Source organism: Pontibacillus litoralis JSM 072002 (genome assembly GCF_000775615.1).
GTDB classification, from domain to species: Bacteria; Bacillota; Bacilli; order Bacillales; family BH030062; genus Pontibacillus; species Pontibacillus litoralis.
Genome location: NZ_AVPG01000025.1, coordinates 1 through 21,721 on the forward strand (window position 1 = coordinate 1; position 21,721 = coordinate 21,721).

The 21,721-nt window shown below is 32.4% G+C and carries 22 protein-coding genes; all 22 read right to left on the reverse strand.

The genetic code is table 11. From position 1 onward, the window contains the following. Positions 1 to 145: 145 nt before the first annotated feature. Positions 146 to 2,197: a DNA topoisomerase gene (locus tag N784_RS13280; protein WP_036835670.1), complete on the reverse strand. Its 2,052-nt coding sequence runs from the start codon at positions 2,195 to 2,197 to the stop codon at positions 146 to 148. A 254-nt stretch (positions 2,198 to 2,451) separates the two neighbouring features. Next, positions 2,452 to 2,814: a hypothetical protein gene (locus N784_RS13285; protein WP_036835671.1), complete on the reverse strand. Its 363-nt coding sequence runs from the start codon at positions 2,812 to 2,814 to the stop codon at positions 2,452 to 2,454. A 66-nt stretch (positions 2,815 to 2,880) separates the two neighbouring features. Further along, entirely contained in the window at positions 2,881 to 3,873 is a 993-nt protein-coding gene (locus N784_RS13290; RefSeq protein ID WP_036835672.1) for a DUF3991 domain-containing protein, read from the reverse strand. A 13-nt stretch (positions 3,874 to 3,886) separates the two neighbouring features. After that, complete coding sequence (locus N784_RS13295; RefSeq protein ID WP_036835674.1) at positions 3,887 to 5,305, reverse strand: coiled-coil domain-containing protein; 1,419 nt, start codon at positions 5,303 to 5,305, stop codon at positions 3,887 to 3,889. Between the two features lie 16 nt (positions 5,306 to 5,321). Continuing rightward, positions 5,322 to 6,185: a conjugal transfer protein TrbL family protein gene (locus tag N784_RS13300; RefSeq protein ID WP_232306024.1), complete on the reverse strand. Its 864-nt coding sequence runs from the start codon at positions 6,183 to 6,185 to the stop codon at positions 5,322 to 5,324. Between the two features lie 11 nt (positions 6,186 to 6,196). Next, positions 6,197 to 7,786: a VirD4-like conjugal transfer protein, CD1115 family gene (locus N784_RS13305; RefSeq protein ID WP_036835675.1), complete on the reverse strand. Its 1,590-nt coding sequence runs from the start codon at positions 7,784 to 7,786 to the stop codon at positions 6,197 to 6,199. Next, a complete protein-coding gene (locus N784_RS13310; protein WP_036835676.1) occupies positions 7,783 to 8,208 on the reverse strand; it encodes a hypothetical protein in 426 nt (141 codons plus the stop codon). Before N784_RS13310 ends, N784_RS13305 begins: the two co-directional genes overlap by 4 nt. A gap of 9 nt (positions 8,209 to 8,217) precedes the next feature. Beyond that, complete coding sequence (locus N784_RS13315) at positions 8,218 to 8,802, reverse strand: hypothetical protein (protein WP_036835677.1); 585 nt, start codon at positions 8,800 to 8,802, stop codon at positions 8,218 to 8,220. Continuing rightward, the gene (locus N784_RS13320; protein ID WP_036835678.1) at positions 8,799 to 9,062 is read right to left on the reverse strand and encodes a hypothetical protein; all 264 of its coding nucleotides are present in this window, start codon (positions 9,060 to 9,062) and stop codon (positions 8,799 to 8,801) included. The genes N784_RS13315 and N784_RS13320 overlap by 4 nt, the downstream gene beginning before the upstream one ends. A gap of 20 nt (positions 9,063 to 9,082) precedes the next feature. After that, positions 9,083 to 10,147: a bifunctional lytic transglycosylase/C40 family peptidase gene (locus N784_RS17125; RefSeq protein ID WP_084600262.1), complete on the reverse strand. Its 1,065-nt coding sequence runs from the start codon at positions 10,145 to 10,147 to the stop codon at positions 9,083 to 9,085. Continuing rightward, positions 10,148 to 11,548, reverse strand: coding sequence for a type VII secretion protein EssB/YukC (locus N784_RS13330; RefSeq protein WP_036835680.1), 1,401 nt, complete (start codon positions 11,546 to 11,548; stop codon positions 10,148 to 10,150). Then, complete coding sequence (locus tag N784_RS13335) at positions 11,549 to 13,534, reverse strand: VirB4 family type IV secretion system protein (protein ID WP_036835682.1); 1,986 nt, start codon at positions 13,532 to 13,534, stop codon at positions 11,549 to 11,551. A gap of 17 nt (positions 13,535 to 13,551) precedes the next feature. Then, positions 13,552 to 14,148, reverse strand: coding sequence for a hypothetical protein (locus N784_RS13340; RefSeq protein ID WP_036835684.1), 597 nt, complete (start codon positions 14,146 to 14,148; stop codon positions 13,552 to 13,554). A 24-nt stretch (positions 14,149 to 14,172) separates the two neighbouring features. Then, positions 14,173 to 14,556 (reverse strand): hypothetical protein, encoded by a 384-nt coding sequence (locus N784_RS13345; RefSeq protein ID WP_036835685.1) that lies wholly within the window; start codon positions 14,554 to 14,556, stop codon positions 14,173 to 14,175. 83 nt (positions 14,557 to 14,639) lie between these two features. Then, positions 14,640 to 14,987, reverse strand: a complete 348-nt coding sequence (locus N784_RS13350) for a CagC family type IV secretion system protein (protein ID WP_052127318.1) — start codon at positions 14,985 to 14,987, stop codon at positions 14,640 to 14,642. A gap of 216 nt (positions 14,988 to 15,203) precedes the next feature. Beyond that, positions 15,204 to 15,392, reverse strand: coding sequence for a hypothetical protein (locus N784_RS13355; RefSeq protein WP_036835686.1), 189 nt, complete (start codon positions 15,390 to 15,392; stop codon positions 15,204 to 15,206). 64 nt (positions 15,393 to 15,456) lie between these two features. Further along, complete coding sequence (locus N784_RS13360) at positions 15,457 to 15,819, reverse strand: hypothetical protein (protein WP_036835687.1); 363 nt, start codon at positions 15,817 to 15,819, stop codon at positions 15,457 to 15,459. A gap of 15 nt (positions 15,820 to 15,834) precedes the next feature. Then, the gene (locus N784_RS13365) at positions 15,835 to 16,572 is read right to left on the reverse strand and encodes a hypothetical protein (RefSeq protein ID WP_036835688.1); all 738 of its coding nucleotides are present in this window, start codon (positions 16,570 to 16,572) and stop codon (positions 15,835 to 15,837) included. Continuing rightward, on the reverse strand, positions 16,569 to 17,375 hold the full coding sequence (locus N784_RS13370) for a hypothetical protein (protein WP_036835690.1): 807 nt from the start codon (positions 17,373 to 17,375) through the stop codon (positions 16,569 to 16,571). Before N784_RS13370 ends, N784_RS13365 begins: the two co-directional genes overlap by 4 nt. After that, the gene (locus N784_RS13375) at positions 17,347 to 18,594 is read right to left on the reverse strand and encodes a CpaF/VirB11 family protein (protein ID WP_052127319.1); all 1,248 of its coding nucleotides are present in this window, start codon (positions 18,592 to 18,594) and stop codon (positions 17,347 to 17,349) included. The genes N784_RS13370 and N784_RS13375 overlap by 29 nt, the downstream gene beginning before the upstream one ends. 41 nt (positions 18,595 to 18,635) lie before the next feature. Continuing rightward, positions 18,636 to 19,019, reverse strand: coding sequence for a hypothetical protein (locus tag N784_RS13380; RefSeq protein WP_036835691.1), 384 nt, complete (start codon positions 19,017 to 19,019; stop codon positions 18,636 to 18,638). 62 nt (positions 19,020 to 19,081) lie between these two features. Beyond that, positions 19,082 to 21,670, reverse strand: a complete 2,589-nt coding sequence (locus tag N784_RS13385) for a thioester domain-containing protein (protein ID WP_052127320.1) — start codon at positions 21,668 to 21,670, stop codon at positions 19,082 to 19,084. Positions 21,671 to 21,721 lie beyond the last annotated feature (51 nt).

A 21,721-nucleotide genomic window follows, 5' to 3' on the forward strand; every position in this document is an offset into this window, starting at 1 on the left:
AGTTCACTCAATTATAATATTGACCTCTCACGAAATTAGTAAAGACCTCCTGTATAGTCCCCTTTCTAATTTTGCGAGAGGTCATGCTTTTTGGTGTTTTTAGATGGTTTTATTTTGTGTTATCACTTTAATTATTCCTAAATTGTCATTTTTTATTAGCGAATTCAATCCAATTCTTCTCTAAATTAAATATAACGTCAGCTTTGTATGCTTTTCCTTGCTTAGACTTCAAACTAACTTTAATAACTTTTCCTTCTAAAAGTTTAGTAGCTTCATTTTTTGTGATTTTCTTTTTCCCTAACTTCTCTAAACCATTCTTCCAAACCGTCGTCTTGCATCCCTCTTTGTATCCAGAACAAGAATACGCCTTTTGATTTTCATAAACTTCTTTTTTACATTTGGGGCAATGTGTAATAACTTCTTTTTTATAATTAGCTGTTGACGTTAACTGTTTGACATTCCCTTTAATTTCTTTTGCTATTCTGTTAACAAGACCCTCAAGCTCTTCATAAAATGTTGCTTCATCTAATTGACCATGTTCTACTTGAGAAAGCATTGATTCAAAAAATGCGGTTAGCTTAACGCTATATAAAGAAAAATCTTTTGGCATCATTTCAATTAGCTCTCGCCCTAGTTCCGTTGAAATCAATTGGTTCTTCTTTTTTTCCACAAACCCTCTTTGGACTAACTTCTCGATAATTGTTGCTCTTGTCGCTGATGTTCCAATTCCCTCAACAGATTTTATCATCTCTTTTTCTTCTGCTTCATCAAGAAACTTCGCAGCAAGTTTCATATCATTTAAAAGGGTTGCTTCACTGTATCGTTTAGGTGGTTGCGTTTCTTTTTGAATAACCTTGTATTCACCTACACCATCTAATGTTGAATTCTTTAATTTACCTTCCTCGATTTCTTCACCATATAATTCTCTCCAACCAGGATTAATAAGAGAAGTTTCTTTAGCTTTAAATTCATATTCATGGTCTGAAAACGTGGCCATCGTTTCTTCTTTGATAGCATAAGGATAAAACGCTGCTAGAAACCTAGTAAATATTACTTTATAAAGCAATTCTTCATCACCAGATAATCCTTTCGCAACTTTTGTAGTGATAATAATAGCTTCATGATCTGTTACTTTTGATATATCAATATATGAAGGCTCTATTTTATAAGCATTAGAAATAATAGTACCCACCCATTCGTGATCTGCATGTTTTTCTAATAGTGCAGGTAGTTCCGAATCACTAGCAATATATTGCGAACTTGTACGTGGATAGGTTACATACCTTTTTTCATAAAGAGATTGCGTTATTTTTAATGTATATTCTGCAGACCATTTATAGGTTTTATTCATGTACTTTTGTAGCTCAGTTAGATCAAACAACTTCTCTGGTTTTTCCTTTCTTTCTTTTGTTGAAATATTAAAGTCACTTCGACTTCCCAGCGAATGCATAATACCTTCAGCTTGTTCTTTTGTTAATTGTGAATTTTTATCAAGCACTAACTCATATTTCATACCATTTTGGTCCGTTGCTACAATAGAATAATGAACAACTTTAGAAAAACCTTCTATTACTTTGTCACGATTCACTATCATGGCTAAAGTAGGCGTCTGTACACGACCTAGAGAAAGAACATTCGAACTATTACTCAATTTAGTGGCCATCATTGTTGCATTTAATCCAATCAGTAAGTCAGATTCTTCTCTAAGTTTTCCTGCCATAGCCAAACCTTCATAATGAGTAGAATCTTTCGCGTTTCTAAATGCTTTCAAAACACCTTCTTCTGTATTGTTTTTAATCCATATACGTTTCAATGGTTTTTGAACACCACTTAATGAATAAATCTTACGAAAAATATGTTCTCCTTCTCTCCCTGGGTCTGTTGCAATATAAATTAAGTCTGAATTTCCCATGAGAGTTTTTATATTCTTATATTGTTTTTTAACACTTGTCTCATCGATAAGTGTTAAAGGAATATTTTTTGTGAAAAACGGGAGTTTATGTACATTCCCTTTCCATCCCCAATCCTCATCAATTGTTGATGGATCAACACATCGTACAAGGTGGCCAAAAGCATATGTATAGAGTTTGCCATCCTTCCCTTCATAATGACCGTCTTTTTCTGTATAACCCCCTGAAATTATATTCGCTAAATCTCTTGCTACACTTGGTTTCTCACATACAAATAATTCACACATTTTACTTTCTCCTTTTAAAATTATATTTAACGTATTTCCGAAAGAATTTTCCCACTTCAAACGAATCTAAGTGGTGAGTAGTTCACATAACCGAACTTTTTTAGACTTATTGGTGTTGGCCATATAGCTATATCCGAACAATATAAAAAAGAGTGTAAGAATAATAAATTCAAACACTCCATATTTGGGGTGCAAACAACATTTCGGAAATTTTGTACGCTAAGCAATTTCTATTTACGCCCAAACAAGTGATATTAATTTTGTTTTGTCATACTTCCATTTTCTTCTTCTGTTCTGTTGCCTTCTGCATCAATAGAATAGTATTTAATAGATTCATTATCTATTATATCGATTTCATAGTTAAGAGGATCTTCTTCACCATATACAAGTGTTAATTTATTATTCTCAAAGGTATAATTGCCACCAATCTGAAACATACCTACCTTCGATATGTAGGTTCCATTGCTTTTAAATTCCATGATTCCTGCATTTCCTTTATGATCTACAGTATCCCAAGTACCCTCGATTGAAAATGAACCCTTTCCACACCCAGTAAATAATGCAATAAGTAATAAAATTGTTACGCAGCATACCACTTTAATCTTTATATTTTTCATATTATTTTAATTACCTCCATTTACTCAAAAATATACAGAGTTGATTCTAAAGATCAATTTCAAGATTTAAGTTTTTTTTAGCGATTCGTTAACTTTTGCTTTAAGCTGATTATTCCAATCCCACTTTATTTCTCCGGGTGGTAAATCAGGTATATAACTCTCTATGGGAATATCTTTTCCGTCAGATCGTGTTAGTTTATACTGCTGAATTTTTGATACAAACTCTTTTCCAGCCTCATCATTATCCACGCATAACTTAATAGAATCTAACTTCCTATTACGTGAACGTAAGTCCTTCAATGTTCTTTTTAATGTATAAGCAAATGTCTGTTGTTTTAAGCCATCCATGCTTATTAAACGACAATTCGTTAATGTGTTTTTATTTAAGGAAAAGTAACTTAGTAAATCGATAGGTGACTCAAAAAAATAAAGCTTTTCTGGATACCCTCTCGTTATATTAAATCCACTATTAGTTGCGTCCTTTGTAGTAGGCAGTACTTTTTTGAAATAAGGTCGATTAGTGTCTATTCGCTTTTTTGGGGGGATTTCTCTAGTTCCTTGTAAATTAGCTCCAATAAGTTGTCCATTCTCTTTCCACTTAAAAACAACATTTCTGTACGAATCTTCTTTTATTAAATCTGCTTTAATAAAAGATTGAACTAAATCTGGGTCTAGCTTTCTATCATTAACCAGGTAATCAAAGGCGTTTTTAGTTGTGCTAACTTCTTTAACATCATACTTGAAATATTCAGGATAAGTGATCTTAGGAGGTTTATAAGCCGAAAGATCTTTACCATCAAGGTCGGTATTAATTTTCTTCACAGCCTCTTGAAATTTCAAATCATGAACATTCATTAAGTAGGTTACAGCATTTCCTGAAACGCCTTTACTATTCCAACTGAAATAATTTTTCTTTGCATGTATTACAAGACTGTCATGATCTTCATGTCTATAAAAGTTATTACCCTCGCTTTTTAAAGGCTCTCCAATCAAAGATAGATACTCTAAAAGGTTTACATTATTTGCCTTTTCTTTTTCATCAGCTGACACATACTTCACCGACACTCCCTCCCTATGATATAAACTGATCAATAGTATTTTTGAGATCATTTAAAACCGGATATTTTGAACCCATATCAAAATAGTAAATGCAGCCGATTCCAATTACAGTTATGGTTACTATGCCAAATATAAATTTCAAAGAACCGTTATTATACATTGGATATCGACCACCTTTTCGTTTTACCGCAGCACGATAACGACTTTCGATTCTTAGTTGTTTTGATGCTTCTTGTTCTTTGCGCTTGGCTTCTTTTTTATGCTCCTTTTTCAGTTCCTCCATTAATTTCATTTTTTGCTTTGCTATTTTTTCATCAAGTTCAGCCTGTTTGTTTATATGTTTCAATTTTTCTTCCTTTTGAGAAATTCGTCTATATTTATATTCCTCAAACATTTCCTTTGCCTTTTTGAAGCCATTTACAGACGCTTTTGCACCTGACTTAAGGAAATGTATTGATCCCTTTTTAACTTGCTCAAAATCAAGCTCTTGAAGTTTCTCTTTAAGTGAAGTTTTTGGCATCACTGAAGCTTGTGCAAATGTATCAGTCATTTCTTGTGAATTATCTTGAGAAGCACTCATTTCTAAAAGTGCTCCTTGATATTGAATATCCTCTTTTTCACCTTCAGCTTTAAGGATATTCATTTTCCTTTCTGCTTCTGCCTTTTTTTCCTCTAATTCTTGAAGTTCCTTCTTTCTGAGTAAATTCTTTTTTTCTAGTTCTGATTCAATGCTTTGTAGTTCAATTTCAGCTTTTCTAACTGCACTCTCAACTTCTTTTAAACGTTGCTGATGTTCTTCTTGTTTCTTCTTATCTAGCAAACGTTTTTCTTCCATTTTTTGAGTTACCTTGTTTTTTTCTTCTTCTTTTAATCGTAAATCTTCAATACGTTCAGTTTCTTTAACAACTTCCTCTTTCTCTTTCATCTGAAGAGACTGTTCAATTTTCTTCTTTTCTTCTTGAATAGCTTTAATTTCATTTTGAAACTCTAATTCACGCTGTTTTCTATCTTTTTCGTCATTTTTTAGTTGCTGTAGAATGTTATTTTTCTCTTCTTTTAAACTATTTAAATGTGCTTTTTCTTCAATATGATCATTTACATAATTTGCTTCGTCTGACTCGATAATCTCACGATTTTCAACTCTTGTAATATACTCTACAACATTTTTGGGTGTGTTTTTATTATCTGTTATAGCCTTAAATATACTTAGAATATCGTGATCTATAATAAGTTTAGAGTTAAAGACACTCTCGCCTGTTTCAAGCTGGATTATTTTATAGCCTATCTTGATACTTTGACCAGTCTGTTTATATTTTTGTACAAGTTCATTAAACATATCGTTGGCATCAGTAAATGTTAATGGCCGATCAAATATGATCTTACTTTTTTCGACATTAGGATTAGGACCTTTTTTATATGCAATAAGAAACATCGTTTTCTCTCCTTAACTACTTTATCATTTTTCCTAATAAAGCTCGGGACCCCATAGAACTGACTCCTCCAACACCTCGTGACATAGCCCGTGTACCACCACCTGCATACCACATATTTTTCAGTACTGATGGTGTTTTAATTATCAATGCGCCAGCACCTATTGCTAGCAATATATTTCCCTTAGAGAATAGTACGTTTATGATTAAAGCTAGTAAGAACACTTTTATTAGAAGAGATGTAACCATTGAAAAAAGTTCTCGCCACCAAACTTGAAAATAATTATTTTCATCAGCTATCATTGAAAGAGCCACAGGAGCAATAAGAATTTGCATAATTATATAATCGGCATAAAAAACGCAAACCGAGTAAAAAAACATACAAAACACTACTAAAAAGAAAATTAACACAGCTATCAGCACTATTCCTCCGAAACCTGTTATTGCGATACGGCTTGCGGTTATAGCACTTACAATAAGCGTATATCCACCTTCTCCATCAAAGTCAGTAGCAGCCACTGCAAAGTAATCCGCAACTGGTAACGCAATGTCTAATACTATAATTTTAAAAATCCAAGGCAAAACGAGCATTGCACCTGAACTTTTAAAAACCCTTAATAGTATTTCATCTAAAGGGTACTGTTGTGTCCCATTTTGTGTATTAATTATATATTCAATCACTTTATATAGAGCAATAACAACAGCAAAAATCCCTGTAAACCAAAGAAAGAATGTCATTGTATTATCAACAAAATCATTTTGAGGAAGATTAAATACTAACTCATTTATTAATGATAAAATCCAATTCATGAAATCTTCTACCCAGGCATTTAATGTTTCTTCAATGAGCTCTTGAAACTTACCGCCTATCCAATCGATCAATTCAATTCACCTCACTTATCCTGATTTTCTTTCTCTTTTTCTGTTTCAGCTAACATGTCTAGTGAATTTTGATACAGCTCTGTCTCATTTCTTGCCTGACTTAAAATGGAGTATTGTTCCAAATCAGCTTCATATTGTTCTTCGATATATTTTTCTTCCTCTAGCTCATATTCTTCTGTTTCTTCTCTAAAGGATTCATACTCTTTTATATTTCTTTCTAAAACCTCTTTAGCTTCAGTACTCATTTTCCTTTTATAATCCATTTGTGAGATTTCATATTTATCAATTAATCCTGGATAAAGTTCAAATTGAAGTGCTTTTTTCGCTTTAATTGGATATTTACCTGCAATCAATATGATGCTATCCTTCTCTGGCATTGTTAATATTTCATCACCATTCATAAGTGATCTTTGTGAATATGAAAAGTTAGAATTACTAGAGGAACTACCTGATTTACCTTTCGAGAGTGATTTTCCTCCCGTTTCTACTTTGATAGTCGCTTTCCCCATTAAATTACTAAAATAAGATGCTGTTGTATCATTTACGTTTCCTAAACATATTTTAATAGCGCAATTACCTAAAATAGATTCAGCTTTTTCCTTTCCGTATCTATCCATTAGCTGCGTGTTATTTTGTAGAATTGTGCAACAAGCTATTCTATATCCTCTACAAGTCGCTAAAAACTCCTCATAATTGTTGAACCTCCCAAGGTTTGGAAACTCGTCTAACAGAAATACTGTTGGCACAGGGAGCTTTGCGCCATTTTTATCACCTAGTATATAGAGTTCCTGAAATAATTGAGTGAAGAACAAATTAATAAGCCCCTCCCAAGTTGAATCCATTGTTGGAATCAAGACATAGAGAGCGACTTTTTTCTGTCCAATATCCTCAAAAAAGAAGTCATTATTTTTCGTGAAATTTGCCACTTCGTCATCTACATAATCACCTATAGTGGTAAGTAAGCTAATAATAATACTTGCTCTTGTCTTTTCTTGCGATTTCTTAAATCCTAACTCATAACTTCTGCGCGCCGGATGAATCTTATGAAGAGCCATAAATTTTTCATCAAGCTCACTTTCTCCGTCCTCGTTTGCTTCTGGATCAAACTCTTGTAAAAAATCCAGTATCCCTTCCATATTCCTTTTTTCTGGATGGAATTCTGAATTTGCATAAAGGATCAAAGATTTTAGTAAACCTAGTTGGGCATTAAACCAAATATCTTTTCGTTTTGGATCATTTTTTGCACTGACAATTGTATTTGCAACCGTTGTAGCATCAAGGTCCTTCCTTACATAACCAAAAGGATTGTAGCGATCTGATAAAGACATATGCTTAAAGTTTACAACTCTTACCTCAAATCCTTGAGCTTCTTTTATTTTAGCTGTCTTTTCATACACTTCACCTTTTGGATCTGTCACCACAAGGCTACAGTCAGTTATATTTAGCATATTTGTTAATACAAATGACTGTGTTTTAAACGAACCAGGCCCACCCACAACATAAGCGTTCCTATTTGCAAGTTTACTTGTTTCATGTTGAATCAAGACTTTCTCATCTTTAATTCCCATAATAATGCCACTAGCATTATTTCCACCATTCATTTTTTTACCTCCTTTTCATCTATAGATTTTTTTAATTCTCCAAACATAGCCTTGGATTTAACAACTGTTATTTGTTTAGGGACATTAAAAATCTCACTATTTTTAGCCCATCTTGATGAACCTTGCACACCGTACTTATCTCCAACATTTTCGTATTTCTTAGGTCGTGATTTATATATTAAATAAATGTATAAAAGGAAAAGGGTAATCATAGAAATGATCAGTAATGGATTTTGAGCTGAATACATTGCGTTAATTTGATTAATCGGGTTAAAAACAATATCTTCAATAAAATGAAGTATATATATCGGGCGCATCTCCATTTTATACTCAGCAAAGAGGGGGATAATCCCAGATACAAACAAAGAAAAATAAAAGAGAAAGACTGCTAACGGAATAAATATAAAGATCCTAATTTTCATTTTTCAACCTCAACTTTCCGTCATTGGAGCAAACGTACCTAGCGTTTCTAAAGAAGTAATTTCTTGTTTTCCCTCTTTTTCTGCTACTTTGACTTGAAATATTTGTGTAGTTGGTGGATTTGTAACGCCTTCAACCTTATAAATTGTTTCTAATAATACAAGGCCCATTAGCTCATTATTTTCAGCTGTCCAATAAAGTTTCATATCATTTATCTTGTTTTCAAATTTGATATTAGGAATGTCAGGAATGCCAGCAGTAGTCAATTGGCCATAAACATCTTCATTAACATATTGCTTGATTTCCTTGAATCGGTCCTTATATGTTTCTGTATTGTATTCATATTGTGCTTTAAAAAATCCCTCAACCACTTTTTTTGATTCTTGGTCGTCTTTTAATTTTTCGTTTGAAATAACACCTTCAGCCTCGCTTAAATCCTCTTTGAGATTTTTATTTTCTTCCTGAAGATTTTTAGTAAACGTCTGTTCTTTTTTGTATTTATCACTCTTATCCATTAAATTAAAAGACAAAGTTAAATTAATGAAAATCGATATAACTAATATAACTAAACCAATCACAGCAAATTTTGTTTTCATTGTGTTTTCTCCTCCTTCATAAGCATTGTCTTATCAACTTTAAATAAAAAGTAACCCAAAAGTATAGCAAGTGTATATGTCATTGGATTCAACAGTGTACCGTATACGCCTAAAATTAAGGCTGACAAAACAGTAATGATTATTGGTTTATCTGAAAATTCATGCATAAAAAATGCAAATACAAATATATAAATTAACACCATAGATGGTATTAGAGCAGCGAGATCGTATTTCAACCTACTAACATACTCTATATTCACGCTATCTCTCCTATACGTTTTTATTTAACAACACGACCAAAGCCCGCAAAATGATTCCCCCAATATCCTTGACTCCAATCTGAATACTCGATTCCACTATTATTAGAATTAAACATTCTATTTTCATCAACATAAATTCCAACGTGTGTAATAGAATCAGCAGGCCGACTCGGATTAGTACCTTTAAAAAACACTAAATCGCCAGGCTGTGGTTCTGCTACGGGAATAGAATGTGCGTGTTGTTGCGCTGCTGTTCTTGGTAAGTCATACCCCAATTTCTTAAATGCATATTGCAAAAGTCCTGAGCAGTCAAAGCCAACACTTGGACTTGATCCTCCCCATACATATGGCCAACCTTGATACTTAAGTACTTCATTCATTAAAGTTTTGTATTCTTTGGAACCTAAAGCTGAAGCATCTGCATTTCCTATCCCATTACCTTCTCCTACGGGAGATAGGTATTGCTGAATGAGTTTCACATAATACATATTCCCATATTGATAACGCCAGTTTCCGTTAAAATCAGCAACAGGATTACTGTATTGAACCTTAACTCCACCTGAATACAACTTTGCAAATTCGGTTCCTAATTCAAAAGAGTATTTTTTTCCGTTTTCTCTTACAAAATTATTAAAGCCTGAACCATAGTTATAACTTTGGACTGGGGTCCAAAAATCTAATTCATTTTTGCGAGCATTATGAATAACTGAAGAAAAGTGTTTAACACCTGCATCAATGGAAATTATCGGATCTGTGATTGTATTAGGAGGCAAACCTAGTGATTCAGAACTTTGCATAATATCTAGTGCATTCCCTCCTGATTCGACCATAATAATTGCTAGAATTACATCTACATATTCTTGAACATCATATTTCATTGCATACTCTGTTACAACTGGCTTCCAAACCATTACATTCTCATTAACATTAGCTGTTCCAGATTGATTGCTACTATCATCAATCAGAAGCATCAAACCCGAAAATAAAAGCATAAAAAAAGATAGCACAATTAGCACTATCTTTTTCCAATGCTTAGCTGCTTGTTGAGCTAATGTCAAAGCTACTTTTACGGTAACTGCATTCATCTAAGCATCCGTCCCCAATTTTTCATCATGTTTAATAAGGTCTTTTTGCAATTCAACAAGCTTTTCTTCCAGCTCTTTAATTTCTTTATCCTTCTTATTTTTATCAGCCTCAGATTCATTAAATGAATCTGTATTCTTTAGATTCATAATTTGTTCATTTAGTACATCAATTTCTATTTCTAGTTTTGCTTTCTTGATATATTGATCCACCAATTTCTTTTCTTTCTCTTTTAAATCAAACTCTTCTCCATTTAAGCGTTGAAGAATATCTAAAGCCATTTGATAATTTTTATTTTCCATAAAAGCTAAACCCATTCTCTTCAATGTATCTTTTTCTGTTACTAAAGATATTTTTGACAATAATGTTTCTTCTTCAAATTCAACTATCTCTTTTTCGAGCGTAATAAAATCTGAATCAGACTCTAATTCAAGTATCTTTTCTTTTTGACCTATTTCATAAAGTCTATTTACTACATCCTTTTCAACACCTTTATCATAATCAATAGCTTCGTTATATTTCCCTGCATCAATAAGCATTTTTGCTATTTCAACTGATCCCTCACCCTTTTCTTCCATTAACTTTTTCGCTTGTTTTGTATCACCACTTGCTAGTGCAAATGTTAGTTCATTTTCTAATTTTGATGCAGCTATTTCTTGTTGAAAATTAGCTGCTACGTTCTTTTCTACTTGTTTCATTCCGCCAACAAATACAAGAATAATAGCCAAGGTACTTAAAACAGAAAAGTAAATCTTTCGCTTAAAACCTTTTTTATTTCTTTTATGGTCAAACTGCACCTTCTCATAGAATTTTGACTGCTCTTTTTTAAGTTCTTGATCTATTAAAGTTTTTAGTTCTGCAAAACTTAATGCAGCATTAACTGAAAATAAGAATTCATTATTCTCTTTTTTTAACAAATTATCTTTATTCACTACGAATCTCTTATAAGAATATTTATCGCTAAAGAAACCCATAATAAACAACTTATATTGCTCTAGTATGTCCAATTGATGATAAGGTAGATGACCATTTGATCGATAAAGCACTTTAACATCATTGAAGCTTTTAAAAAAGACATTATTCAAATCTAAATAAGTCATTCCATCTACTTCTAGTAAAGGGTCTATTTCTAAAAGGTTTTTTATAAGCTCTAACTTTATAACTGGTACATATTTTTTAGCTTTCTCTAATGTCTGATACCCTTCTGGAAGGTCATAGATCAAGTAGATTTTGTCATCTTGCCTACTTATACTTTCCAAATCAAAAAAACCTGGAATAGAATGTTCCAAGTCTTCTATATCATCCAAGCTCGACACTTTAGTAAACTTTTCACCGATTTCAACCTTATATTCATTCTTATTGATAAACATCGTAAGATTATCCATCATTGTGATTTTTTTCATTTAGAAGCCCCCTATCCTATTCAATTCATTCGTCAATTGATTAACTTCATTTGATGATAGGAGTACTTTCTCAGACCAATTAGGAAGCTCTTTAAAGCTTTTATTGGTCTTCTCTTCGTATTTTTTGGGATTAAGTACCCTTAACTCCTCCTCTGTCAAAGAGACCTTCATTAGGGCTCTTTGAGCCCCATACATAATCAAAGCTTCACCTTGCTTTTTTGCTTTTAAGAAATGAACTTCTTTATCTGATAAATTAATCTTTAACCGATTAATAATTTGCTCTACTTCTCGAGGTTCAAATCCAAATAAAACCTTAGTATAACTGTTACCAACAATAGCTTCACCGATTCCTTTAGGAGCATCTAATACATCCTGTATTTGTTGTGTAGTAACCGTAGCACCAGCATTATATTTTCTAAAACGTTTGTAAGCTTGATGGAAAAAATCTGCACTCTCTTGATTTTTCAACAAAAAATGAAATTCATCGCAAAAGAGTTCATCAGATCGTGAAAAATCACTTGTAAATAGTTCCCACAGATAGCTGAAAGTATTAAGATATGCAGCTGCTTGCATTTCCTTTTCTGTTTGTAAAGGCTTAAGGTTAAATGAGATGATTTTGGCACTCATATCAACATTTGTATATCCGTTAAACATAGTACTAGAGCCTTTAACCATATCTTCTAATATAAAACAATATCGTTCAACCAATTCATATTTACTTGGATCTGTCTTTTCAAGTTCCTGTAAAGCATTTAAGAGATCCTCTAAGATTGGCCAATCCTCATGTTTCATACAATCAAGGTCTTTTTTCTCTCTAAACGTATGGTAAATCTGCATTGTAATGTTTGATATAATTGAGAGCTGAACTTGATCCATATCTGGCATATTCACCTTATGAAATCCTTTAAGTCGATTTACCTTTTGTCGTATTAAATTATCTACTTCTTGGCTTGATAAGCTTCGAGTTTGATTTATCAATAGCTCATCATCATCAGAATCTAAAGCTTGTGAGATTATCTCAAAGGGATTCATTCGAACAGAACTAGCACTTGATAAATCAATAACTGTACCACCATATTTCAGTACATCACCTGTATATTCATTCTCTGGATCGATGATGTATATATTATCTATACCTTCAGCTATTTTACGAAGTATATTACTTTTTATATACGTGGACTTTCCAACACCTGAAGTCCCAAGGATAACTTTATTTCTATTAAGTGTCCTACTTCTGTCCTTATAATCAATTGCTACAAATGAGTTTGTTTCTTTATTTATTCCTTCAATAGTTGATGTCGTTGTTAAATCACATATTTCATTGTCATCAAAAGGGAAAAACGAGCTGGCACTTACAGTATTTGTCATGGAATATGTGTATTCTTTTAACCCATTATGCGCTATTGGAAAACTAGAGAAGTAAGCTTCCTCGTGCTTTCTATACGGAGATATTGCTTTTAAATTTAGTTTAATTAAAACTCTATTTAAACCTTCTTCTAAAGAACGTAATTCTGACTCTGATTGAGCCTGTAACAAAATATAAGTGTAAAGATAAATAAATGCACTTTTTTCATCCAGTGTTTGTGCTAGCTGCTGTTTCGCTGTCGCCAGCTCCTTTTTAATTTGTTCTTTTCTATAATAATCTAATGTCTTTAAAAGTTCTGCTTCTTTGTTTTTTACGGTTTCATTGTAGTGTCGAACCAATATTTCTCCATTTGCTGGTTCAAGATGTTGCGTAATCGTGATATTACCTTTTAATCTCTTTAATGGAGATAACCAATTACCAGTTGGTTTACTCGGATATGAAAGAATCACATATGGTTTTATATAATTACCACTTGCGGCAATATACTCCCTATTAAGCTCGAACACAAAAGGATGACGACTTTCCACTACTTCTCTATCGATCAAATCTTTTATTTGATCTTGTTGTTTTTCTTTGGAATTATCTTTTCCTTTAACTCCAAACAAAGATAGTAAATTCACTTATTTCACCTACACTTTTAATGGTTATGGTAAACTGATGTTTTGTAATCAAAAAACTGATGTAATACTGAAAGTGCTTCATTTGCACTTAACACTTCCTGATCGCTATCATAAGCATCCAATACTTGATGAATTGCCCTTATAATCTCTTCTCTTTTTGCTATTAACTTATTTTCTGCTTCATGTAAATCCTCTAAAGTTGGTTTTCTTAATTTTTCTTTTAAAATTACAAAATGTGCTTTAACAGACATACTTAAATCAGTTTCTGTTTTTTGATATTCGTACAAGTAACTTGCTCTTAACTGTTTTAAATCTTCATTTATGTCTGGTTGCTGAAAGGACTTAATGTGTTGCATTTTCCATTTCCTTAGAAATTCACTCATTTTAATTGGAACAGTCATTGAAACAGTCTGAGGGTGATAATGAATATTTTGAGCCAAAAATGCTCCATATTCATCAAAGATAGTGTTCTGTTCATATTGTGATAGCAAATCAAAATTAACACCTTTTACCTTGACTATAGTTACTAGAGCATGTTCCTTTAAATAAATAAAATCTGAATATACCCCTTCAATTGGACTTATATCGTTGAAGGAAATTTCTTTTTCGCTCAAACCATCCACTCCTAAACATGTTTTTTACAATCTATTTTTGGGCTTCATAAAATACAATTTCTTTTTCTTTTGATATTCCAACACTTCTTTTATATAGTCTTTTGCACGAATGTTATCCCTATGTTTAACAGGTCTATAATGAATATAAACTACTGGAATCAATATAATTAAAATAATAAAAATGGCCTTAATTATCCAAAACAACCACGAGTTGTAAGGAGGGATAGCTGCAAGTCCACCCGAAAGCAAGAATGCTGGTAAAAGAAAGTAAACAATTTCTTTTAACGTCATATTTGCGAAAACTTTATACTGATTATCAACGTTTTTAGGAAAAAACCACTCTCTCCCTTTTTTATTATTTAAATCGAACATTTCATATAGAACTTGTTTAATTTGATCTTGTTCCATTAAAAACTCCCCTTACAAAAAGAGAAAGCCTAAAAAGCTTTCTCCTCAGTTGAATAAAATTGTACAGTTTTGAAAAATAAGAGTTAAACAAATAATGAATAAGCCCAAGGTATAATCCAAACTAATGCAGCCCCAGCAATAACCCCCGCAAATACTTGACCAATACCTTTCCACATTTCATTTTTCACATGAGCATCATCAATGCTAGGTAGATGTTTTACTACTATTTTAATAGCCGCGATAATTCCCATCACTACAACAAGTGATGTTAAAACAAGTTGAATAGCTTTTGCTCCTTGATTCAACTTACTTTGTACTTGACTAGTAGAAGCAGCTAAAGCGAAGTCTGGTGTAATTAATAATAAAAGTGCTGCAAACGACATAAGTAATACTACTTTAAAAGGAAAACCTTCAGATTTCTTTAATAACATTGTTTTTTCTCCTTTTTTAGCAGTAGCCGCATTTTAATCGGCTACTGCTATTATGTTTTCATAACTTCTCATATTAAAACTTCGGGACCCTATTTTGAAAATTATCAGTTACTATACCGAATATTTCAGGAAAAGAAACATGAATTAAACCTATCACAACTCCTAGAACAACAATCCATCCTATAGCCCAATAAATTCGGTCTGTATTTTGCTCGATCATAGCTTAAAGAAGCTCATTAAAGATTGACCAATAAAAGCGAAACCAGTTGTTAGTGTGTTTTTAAACTGATCAATCACCTGATTAAAAATCTCCGGGAAAGCTATTTTCGCAGCTGCAATTAAGATAGCTACCACTACAACTGCTCCAATCATCCAATACGTACGGTCTGTGTTTTGATCTAACATAAAATATCCACTCCTGTGATTTTATTTTTCACTTTTTTTTATGGGAAAGTATAAACCCGGAATATTACCTAACTTGTGAAATAGCAGCACCTTTTAAAGAAATCTCCCGACTCACTATAGGTAAAAATAAAAATTCGTGTGTTGCATTAACTTTGTAACTAACTTCTTGTCCAAAAGGAAATTGTTGATTCATTTGGCTACTTTGAACTTCGAATTCCCCTCCAAAATGTTCTTTATTATAATCCTCTATTTTTTTTATTGCTTCACTTGTAAGACCTCCATTTCTTTCAATTTGATAGTTTACATATTGCTTATATTCATTGGCTTGATTAACCTCTGAAAAAAACAACGTCAAAGATACCATTGAAAAAATTATAAATACTGAAACAAATAGCTTTCCCATTTCCATCGTTGTACTCTCAAGCATCTAAATCCCCCTTTATCAAGATAATCCAGTATTAGAAAAGGCGTCTATAATCATACAGATTGCGTATCCTAAGGTAACAACAAAGCTACTCATTGTTAATTTTGTTGGATAAAAAGAAAACTTTCTAATCTTATACGAGACAATTTCATCAATGCCTTCAAATAATTGCTCACTGGACATTTGTCCAAGCTCCATTATGATAGTAGGATCTGATGAACTTTGTTGATAGTCAAATAATGTTGTCATAAATAACACCGCACTATCTGTTCCAGACGCTGCTTTTGCAAAATTAACAAACGGTGTATCAGCATTAGGGTATTCATTCATCTCTATTAACAATCGTTCTAAACAACCTTTAAGATGACCATCTTCTACACGTTCAATCATTTTAGAAAACACGCTATAAATAGTAGAATCAGATTGTAACAAATAGGGAATAATCATCCGCGTGAATTTTTGATACTCTAGTTGCTTATTAAAATTAAAGTTATTGTAAAATTTTGTTGCTCTTTTATACTCATTCCACCAGAGAAACCCTCCAATTAAAAATCCAATGATGGACCACCACCATTGGAAGAAAAAAGATGCAATAATTAAAGGTAGACTAAAAAAAACTGCTCTAAAAAAACGTTTCTTTTGATACTTAATAAAACGTTCTTCTGTAAAACCCATCTCCATACACATCTCATAAAGCTTAGATTCGGCCATACGGACCCAAATATTAGGTTTCGGGTTAGCTTTTGTTTCAGTCATACTTTCACCTCCATAATATCGTCATCAATGTAATGTTTTCGAAAACTTAAAAAGTATCCAGTAATGAGCACTAAATACAAACTACTAGTAATCCACCCAATTAAACTTCGTGCATATACACCTATGAATTGCTCCCACCCAAAACTAAATGTAATTGCCATAATTAGTACTAGACCGATTCCGATAATAAATTTGAAATGGAAGGCTTCTTTTTTCTTTTTTTGAAGAAAATCATCCTGTCTCTTTTTCACTTCGTTGTGATAACTTTTTATATCTTTTAATGTATCTATTGAAAATCGTCCCTCAATTGTAGCTGTTGCTAATTGCTCGATGAACAAATCGAATATTACATCACCTTTATATTTATCAGATATAACCTGAAACGCAGTTTGTTTTTCTTTGTTATTAGCTTCCATAATAGATGCTTGAAGCATTAAAAGATCATCTTTAAATTCCCCCTGCGCCCGTTCTGTAACAACCTTTAAGCAATCCAATACAGTCCTCTCTTCATTCGTTAACATTTGAGTGATATTGTTAACGAATTTATTTCTTTCTCTAAACGCTGTTATTTCGTAAGACCTTCTTGTATCTTGCGGTAAGATCTTTGCGTATGCATAAAACATAGCAATTCCACCAGCAATCACTGATAACCACCAGTAATAAAAAAGCGAAAAAGTAAAAACAGCTGCAATTAAAAACGGAATAAAGAGAGCAGAAACAATTTCTCGTTTCTGCAAGGGATCGCCATAAGCAATGCGAAGAGCATTTACTTCATCAAGTGTGTATTTTTTCTTTTTGGCCATACTCTATATTCTCCTTCCTCTGTAAAAAATCAGGAATTTTACAATTGTATTTCTTTAGTGTGTTTATAAATTCATCACTAACCTCCCCAATAACCGGCACTAATTGTTGACCTGTTTTTACTTGTTTGAAGACAGTAACAGCTTTATTATCAGGTCTAAATTCAACTATTTCACTTAAATAGCGAATTACCTTACCTTCGTGTTCATATTTTTCAATGTGAATACCAAACTGGAAATAATTATAAATATCTGATAAAACGGACTCCTCATCAATGGAATATCCAATCTTCATCATATTTATGAATCGTTTCGGAATAGCCCTAGCATCTACCGCATGAAGTGTTGTTATAATACGATGACCAGACAATACGGCTTGAAGCATTTCGTATGCTTCCTCTCCACGTGTTTCAGATACTAACATCCATACAGGATTATTACGCAAACCTGCTTTAATGAGATTGGTAAAACCAAACGCTGGTGATGTTATCCAACTATGAATATCTTTATCTGGATATAAGACTTTTAAATAGCTATCTAAAGTATCCTCCATGTTAATAATTTTTTCGTTAAAAGGAATATCTTTAACTAAAAATTTCTGTAGTTCAGTTTTACCTGTCCCCGTTTCTCCTGCAATAATATAATTTGAACGTGCTTGTGTTGCTGACCTAAAAAATTCAAGTATATATTCAGGTGCAAATTCTTTGAAATTTTCTTCGTTTAATACTGATTCGGCCTTTGATGAGCGTAAGGCCATCGTTGTACCAAAAGGTGATAAGCTATTATGAACAGCGTTGATTCGTAAATTATTTAAAGCTGCATCTAAAATTGGATTTTTCGGTGTAAACTCCTTCCCTACTGCACTTGCAAATTTTTGAATTAACTTGATAATGTAGTCTTCACTTATGTTTTCACCATAAACATATTTAGCGTTATTAGTGTTAACAACTAGTTCTGTACCGTTATAACTTATATCTGTCACGTCCGGATCTTTAATTATTTTTTCTACAACACCTAAACCAACCATTTCAGATAACGCATAATCAAACTTTTCTTCTGTATCAAGAATAATATTGTGCCTTTTGGGTAAATCGTTTTTCATAACTTTTTTTAGAGCTTCTCTTGCCACGGTGTCTGTCAAAGAATCAATAACCAACTTCGGATCAATTCTTTTTAAATCATCCATTATATCCTTTAATATATCGTCAGAGATTAACTTCATAATATAATTGCTCCTTTTACTGTATTCACCACAATAACACTTTACTGATTACTTATATCCGATATATAAGTAGCTTGATAATCTGTATTAGTCTCATCTGTTACCGTAACTCTTATTGCCATAACCGACTCATTTTCATCTTTGAGGTAATCATATGAATATCGTGGGTTTTTAAGTTTAACATTCACATTATCTTTAAAATTCTTTTCAAAGCTCATTTCAAAGTTTTCTGTTGTAATATCAGCTGTACCCTCTTCAGCTCTTGAACTATTATCAACACTTTGAAACCCTGCTATTTTTGCAGTTTCTGTGATTGATAAAACTAAAGAGTTATGCCGGAACTCTTCAATTTTGTAATGTGATACAAATAGGGTTAAGTACAATCCCAAAAACATTATAAAGATAATAAAAGGAAAATCCTTCATTTTATTCCTCCATAACCATAAAGAAAAGGCCGATCCATTTATAAATCAGCCTTCTCTTCTACTTATTTCTTATCCCATTCAAAAAACCTTTCTTTATCTTCTTCTGTCCAATTAGCAGGAAATTTTGGATCGTCGGAATTGATTGGTATTAACAAAAAAGCATCTTCTTCAATAGTTTCAGAATCCATATGTGCATGCATATGCGCAAAAACTTCTAAGTTTTGATTAATTACTACATTTATTTCGTGAATCCCTATATCTTTTGTAGATTCAACACTAATTGGATACTCACCGACATGCCCCCAAATTGGAATATAAAATTCTCTTCCTCCATCAATTAAATCTCTTTCAATTCGTGGATCATCATTCTTGACTTGCTCATCAGAAAATAAATGGCCACTTATTTTTTCAACATTCATATGTGGCAACTCAAATTTTTGATTGGAGGATTTATTATTAGCAGTTGTTTCATTTTTTGTTCGTTCTAAAGGTACTGTGGCTAATCCCCTTTTTACTGAATATTCTAAGAAACTTTTGTCAACAATCGATTCAGGAACAATCATATTGAAATCATATTCAGTTACTGCATTACCAAGTTGATTCTCGTATTTGATTTCAACTGGCATTTCAAAACCATAACCAGTTCTCATTCTATCTAATTTATGGACTGGTATTTGGAACGATTCATAATGTTTTTTCATTTTTTCCCCTATTTCACGTTCCGTCATTACTACACCTTCAAAAGATATTTTTTTCATATCTGGCGCAGTTACTTTGATAGTTTTCTCTTCTGATGTATAACCATCAGTTCCAATATTTTTAGCTTTTACATCAATATCATCTTTTGAATAACTTTCAAATTTAACGGTATAAGCATTTTTTTGATTCACTTTTAAATGATTTTTAGAAACCTTGAAATTTATTTTTTCTGGTAAAGACTTAGCAGTGTACTCCTTTAGACCAATTCTGGTATCTCCTTGATACAAAGCTACATTCACTTTTGCTTTTTTCATATCATCAACCTTACCAGAATAGATATTTTCCTTCGATAAGTTAACTTTTACAGGTAGCCCTTCATCAGCTGGGGCAGTATAAATTTGGATTTTTTCAAACCCTATTTCAACTAACGGCAAGTTGTAGTGATAATTTATTTCTATGTTTTTAGTGCCAACCTTTCCCTTCGAGACGTTTCCCGTTCTCTTTACATAATTATATGTCCTTTTACCTTTCTTAATGGTCGGATGGCTTTCTGAATATTTATCTCCTCGATGGACTGTATAGCTCTTAGAATTTTTTATTTTTTCCCCAGTACGCTCATCTAAGTAATTTACAGTAACATTTCTTCTTAGTTTATATTTAAAGGTTTTGGTTACATCTTTGTCTTTTACACAAACTTTGTATGAAGAAGAGCCCGTACGATCATAAGTCTTTCCATACTTCTTCAAAGACTTACTAGACTTATAGGTTTTGCAAGACCCTATTAATTGCTCTGTTTTATAGCTGTTTTTAAGCTTTTTACCCGTATGTTTATCTTTATAATGAATCGTGACGTCTCTTTTTCGTTTTTTAAACTCAGCTGTGAAACTTGTCTTTGCAGAAGGGTCCGTCACTAATTTCATGTAGCCTAAAGTTTGTAAATTCTGACCTCCGGATGGTTTAGTTATCATAGGTTGAAATTTTTTCATACTTCCTCTTAAGCTTCCTGATCTGTACGTCATGTCAAGATCTAAAGGGGCTTCCAATCTAATCCACTGACCTCCTTTTACCGTCATTGTTCCTCCAGTTACACTTTTGTTAGTGGTTAAATTTTTCAATGTAATTTTATTAGGAACAGTGATTTTTACTGTATTTCTAGTATCAGCTATTAATTTAGTTTTTTCGGAAATTTGTTTATTACCACTTATATAAGTTTTTAATTTTCTGTCAGAAAACTTCAAAGTAGTTGTAGGGGTTTTACCGTTTTTAACCTTATCCCACAATGCATCATATCCTGGTAAATTCCTTCCTGTCGTACCTCCGGTATAAATTCTATCTAAAACTAAAGAAGTTACCACCATACCTTGATTTTTATTAGAGAAGATATTCTCTGTTCCGCCCCATCCATAGTACAAAGCACGTTTAATATATTCATTATTATAAGTTAAAGGGGTTTGATACTTTGCACCAGTACCTGGAGTCGGCACATGATGTTCAAGGCAAAAAGCTAATTCTCCATTAACCCTGAATTCGCCAACGATTGATCCCTTATAGCTTACTTTTCCTACATAAACTATATTTGGTGCTGATGCATAAGCCTTTTCTGGCTTCAGAAATGCAAATATATTTTTAGAAGTACTGTTCTCAATATCTTCTTCAATTTCTTGCTTCGTTTTCAGTTGTATATTTTGTTTATCACTCTCAATTAAATAATTAAAGTCAGCAGGTACTGCTTTTCCATCCTTCTCCATGTATAACGATTCACCTTCAAACATTACAGAACCGTCACTATCAGTCCTTAGAAATCCTATACCATCGGTGAATTTAGAATTTTCAAGTTCTCTAGAACTTGATCTATCGGATAACCCTATAGGTATAGTGAATAATATGATTAACGCTAAAAATACTAAAAAAAATTTCCTCTTTAACTTACGGCTAGTACTATTGAAAACCATTAGAGAATCACCTCTTTTTTCTAATAATATAAAAAAGTCTACCGTGATCGA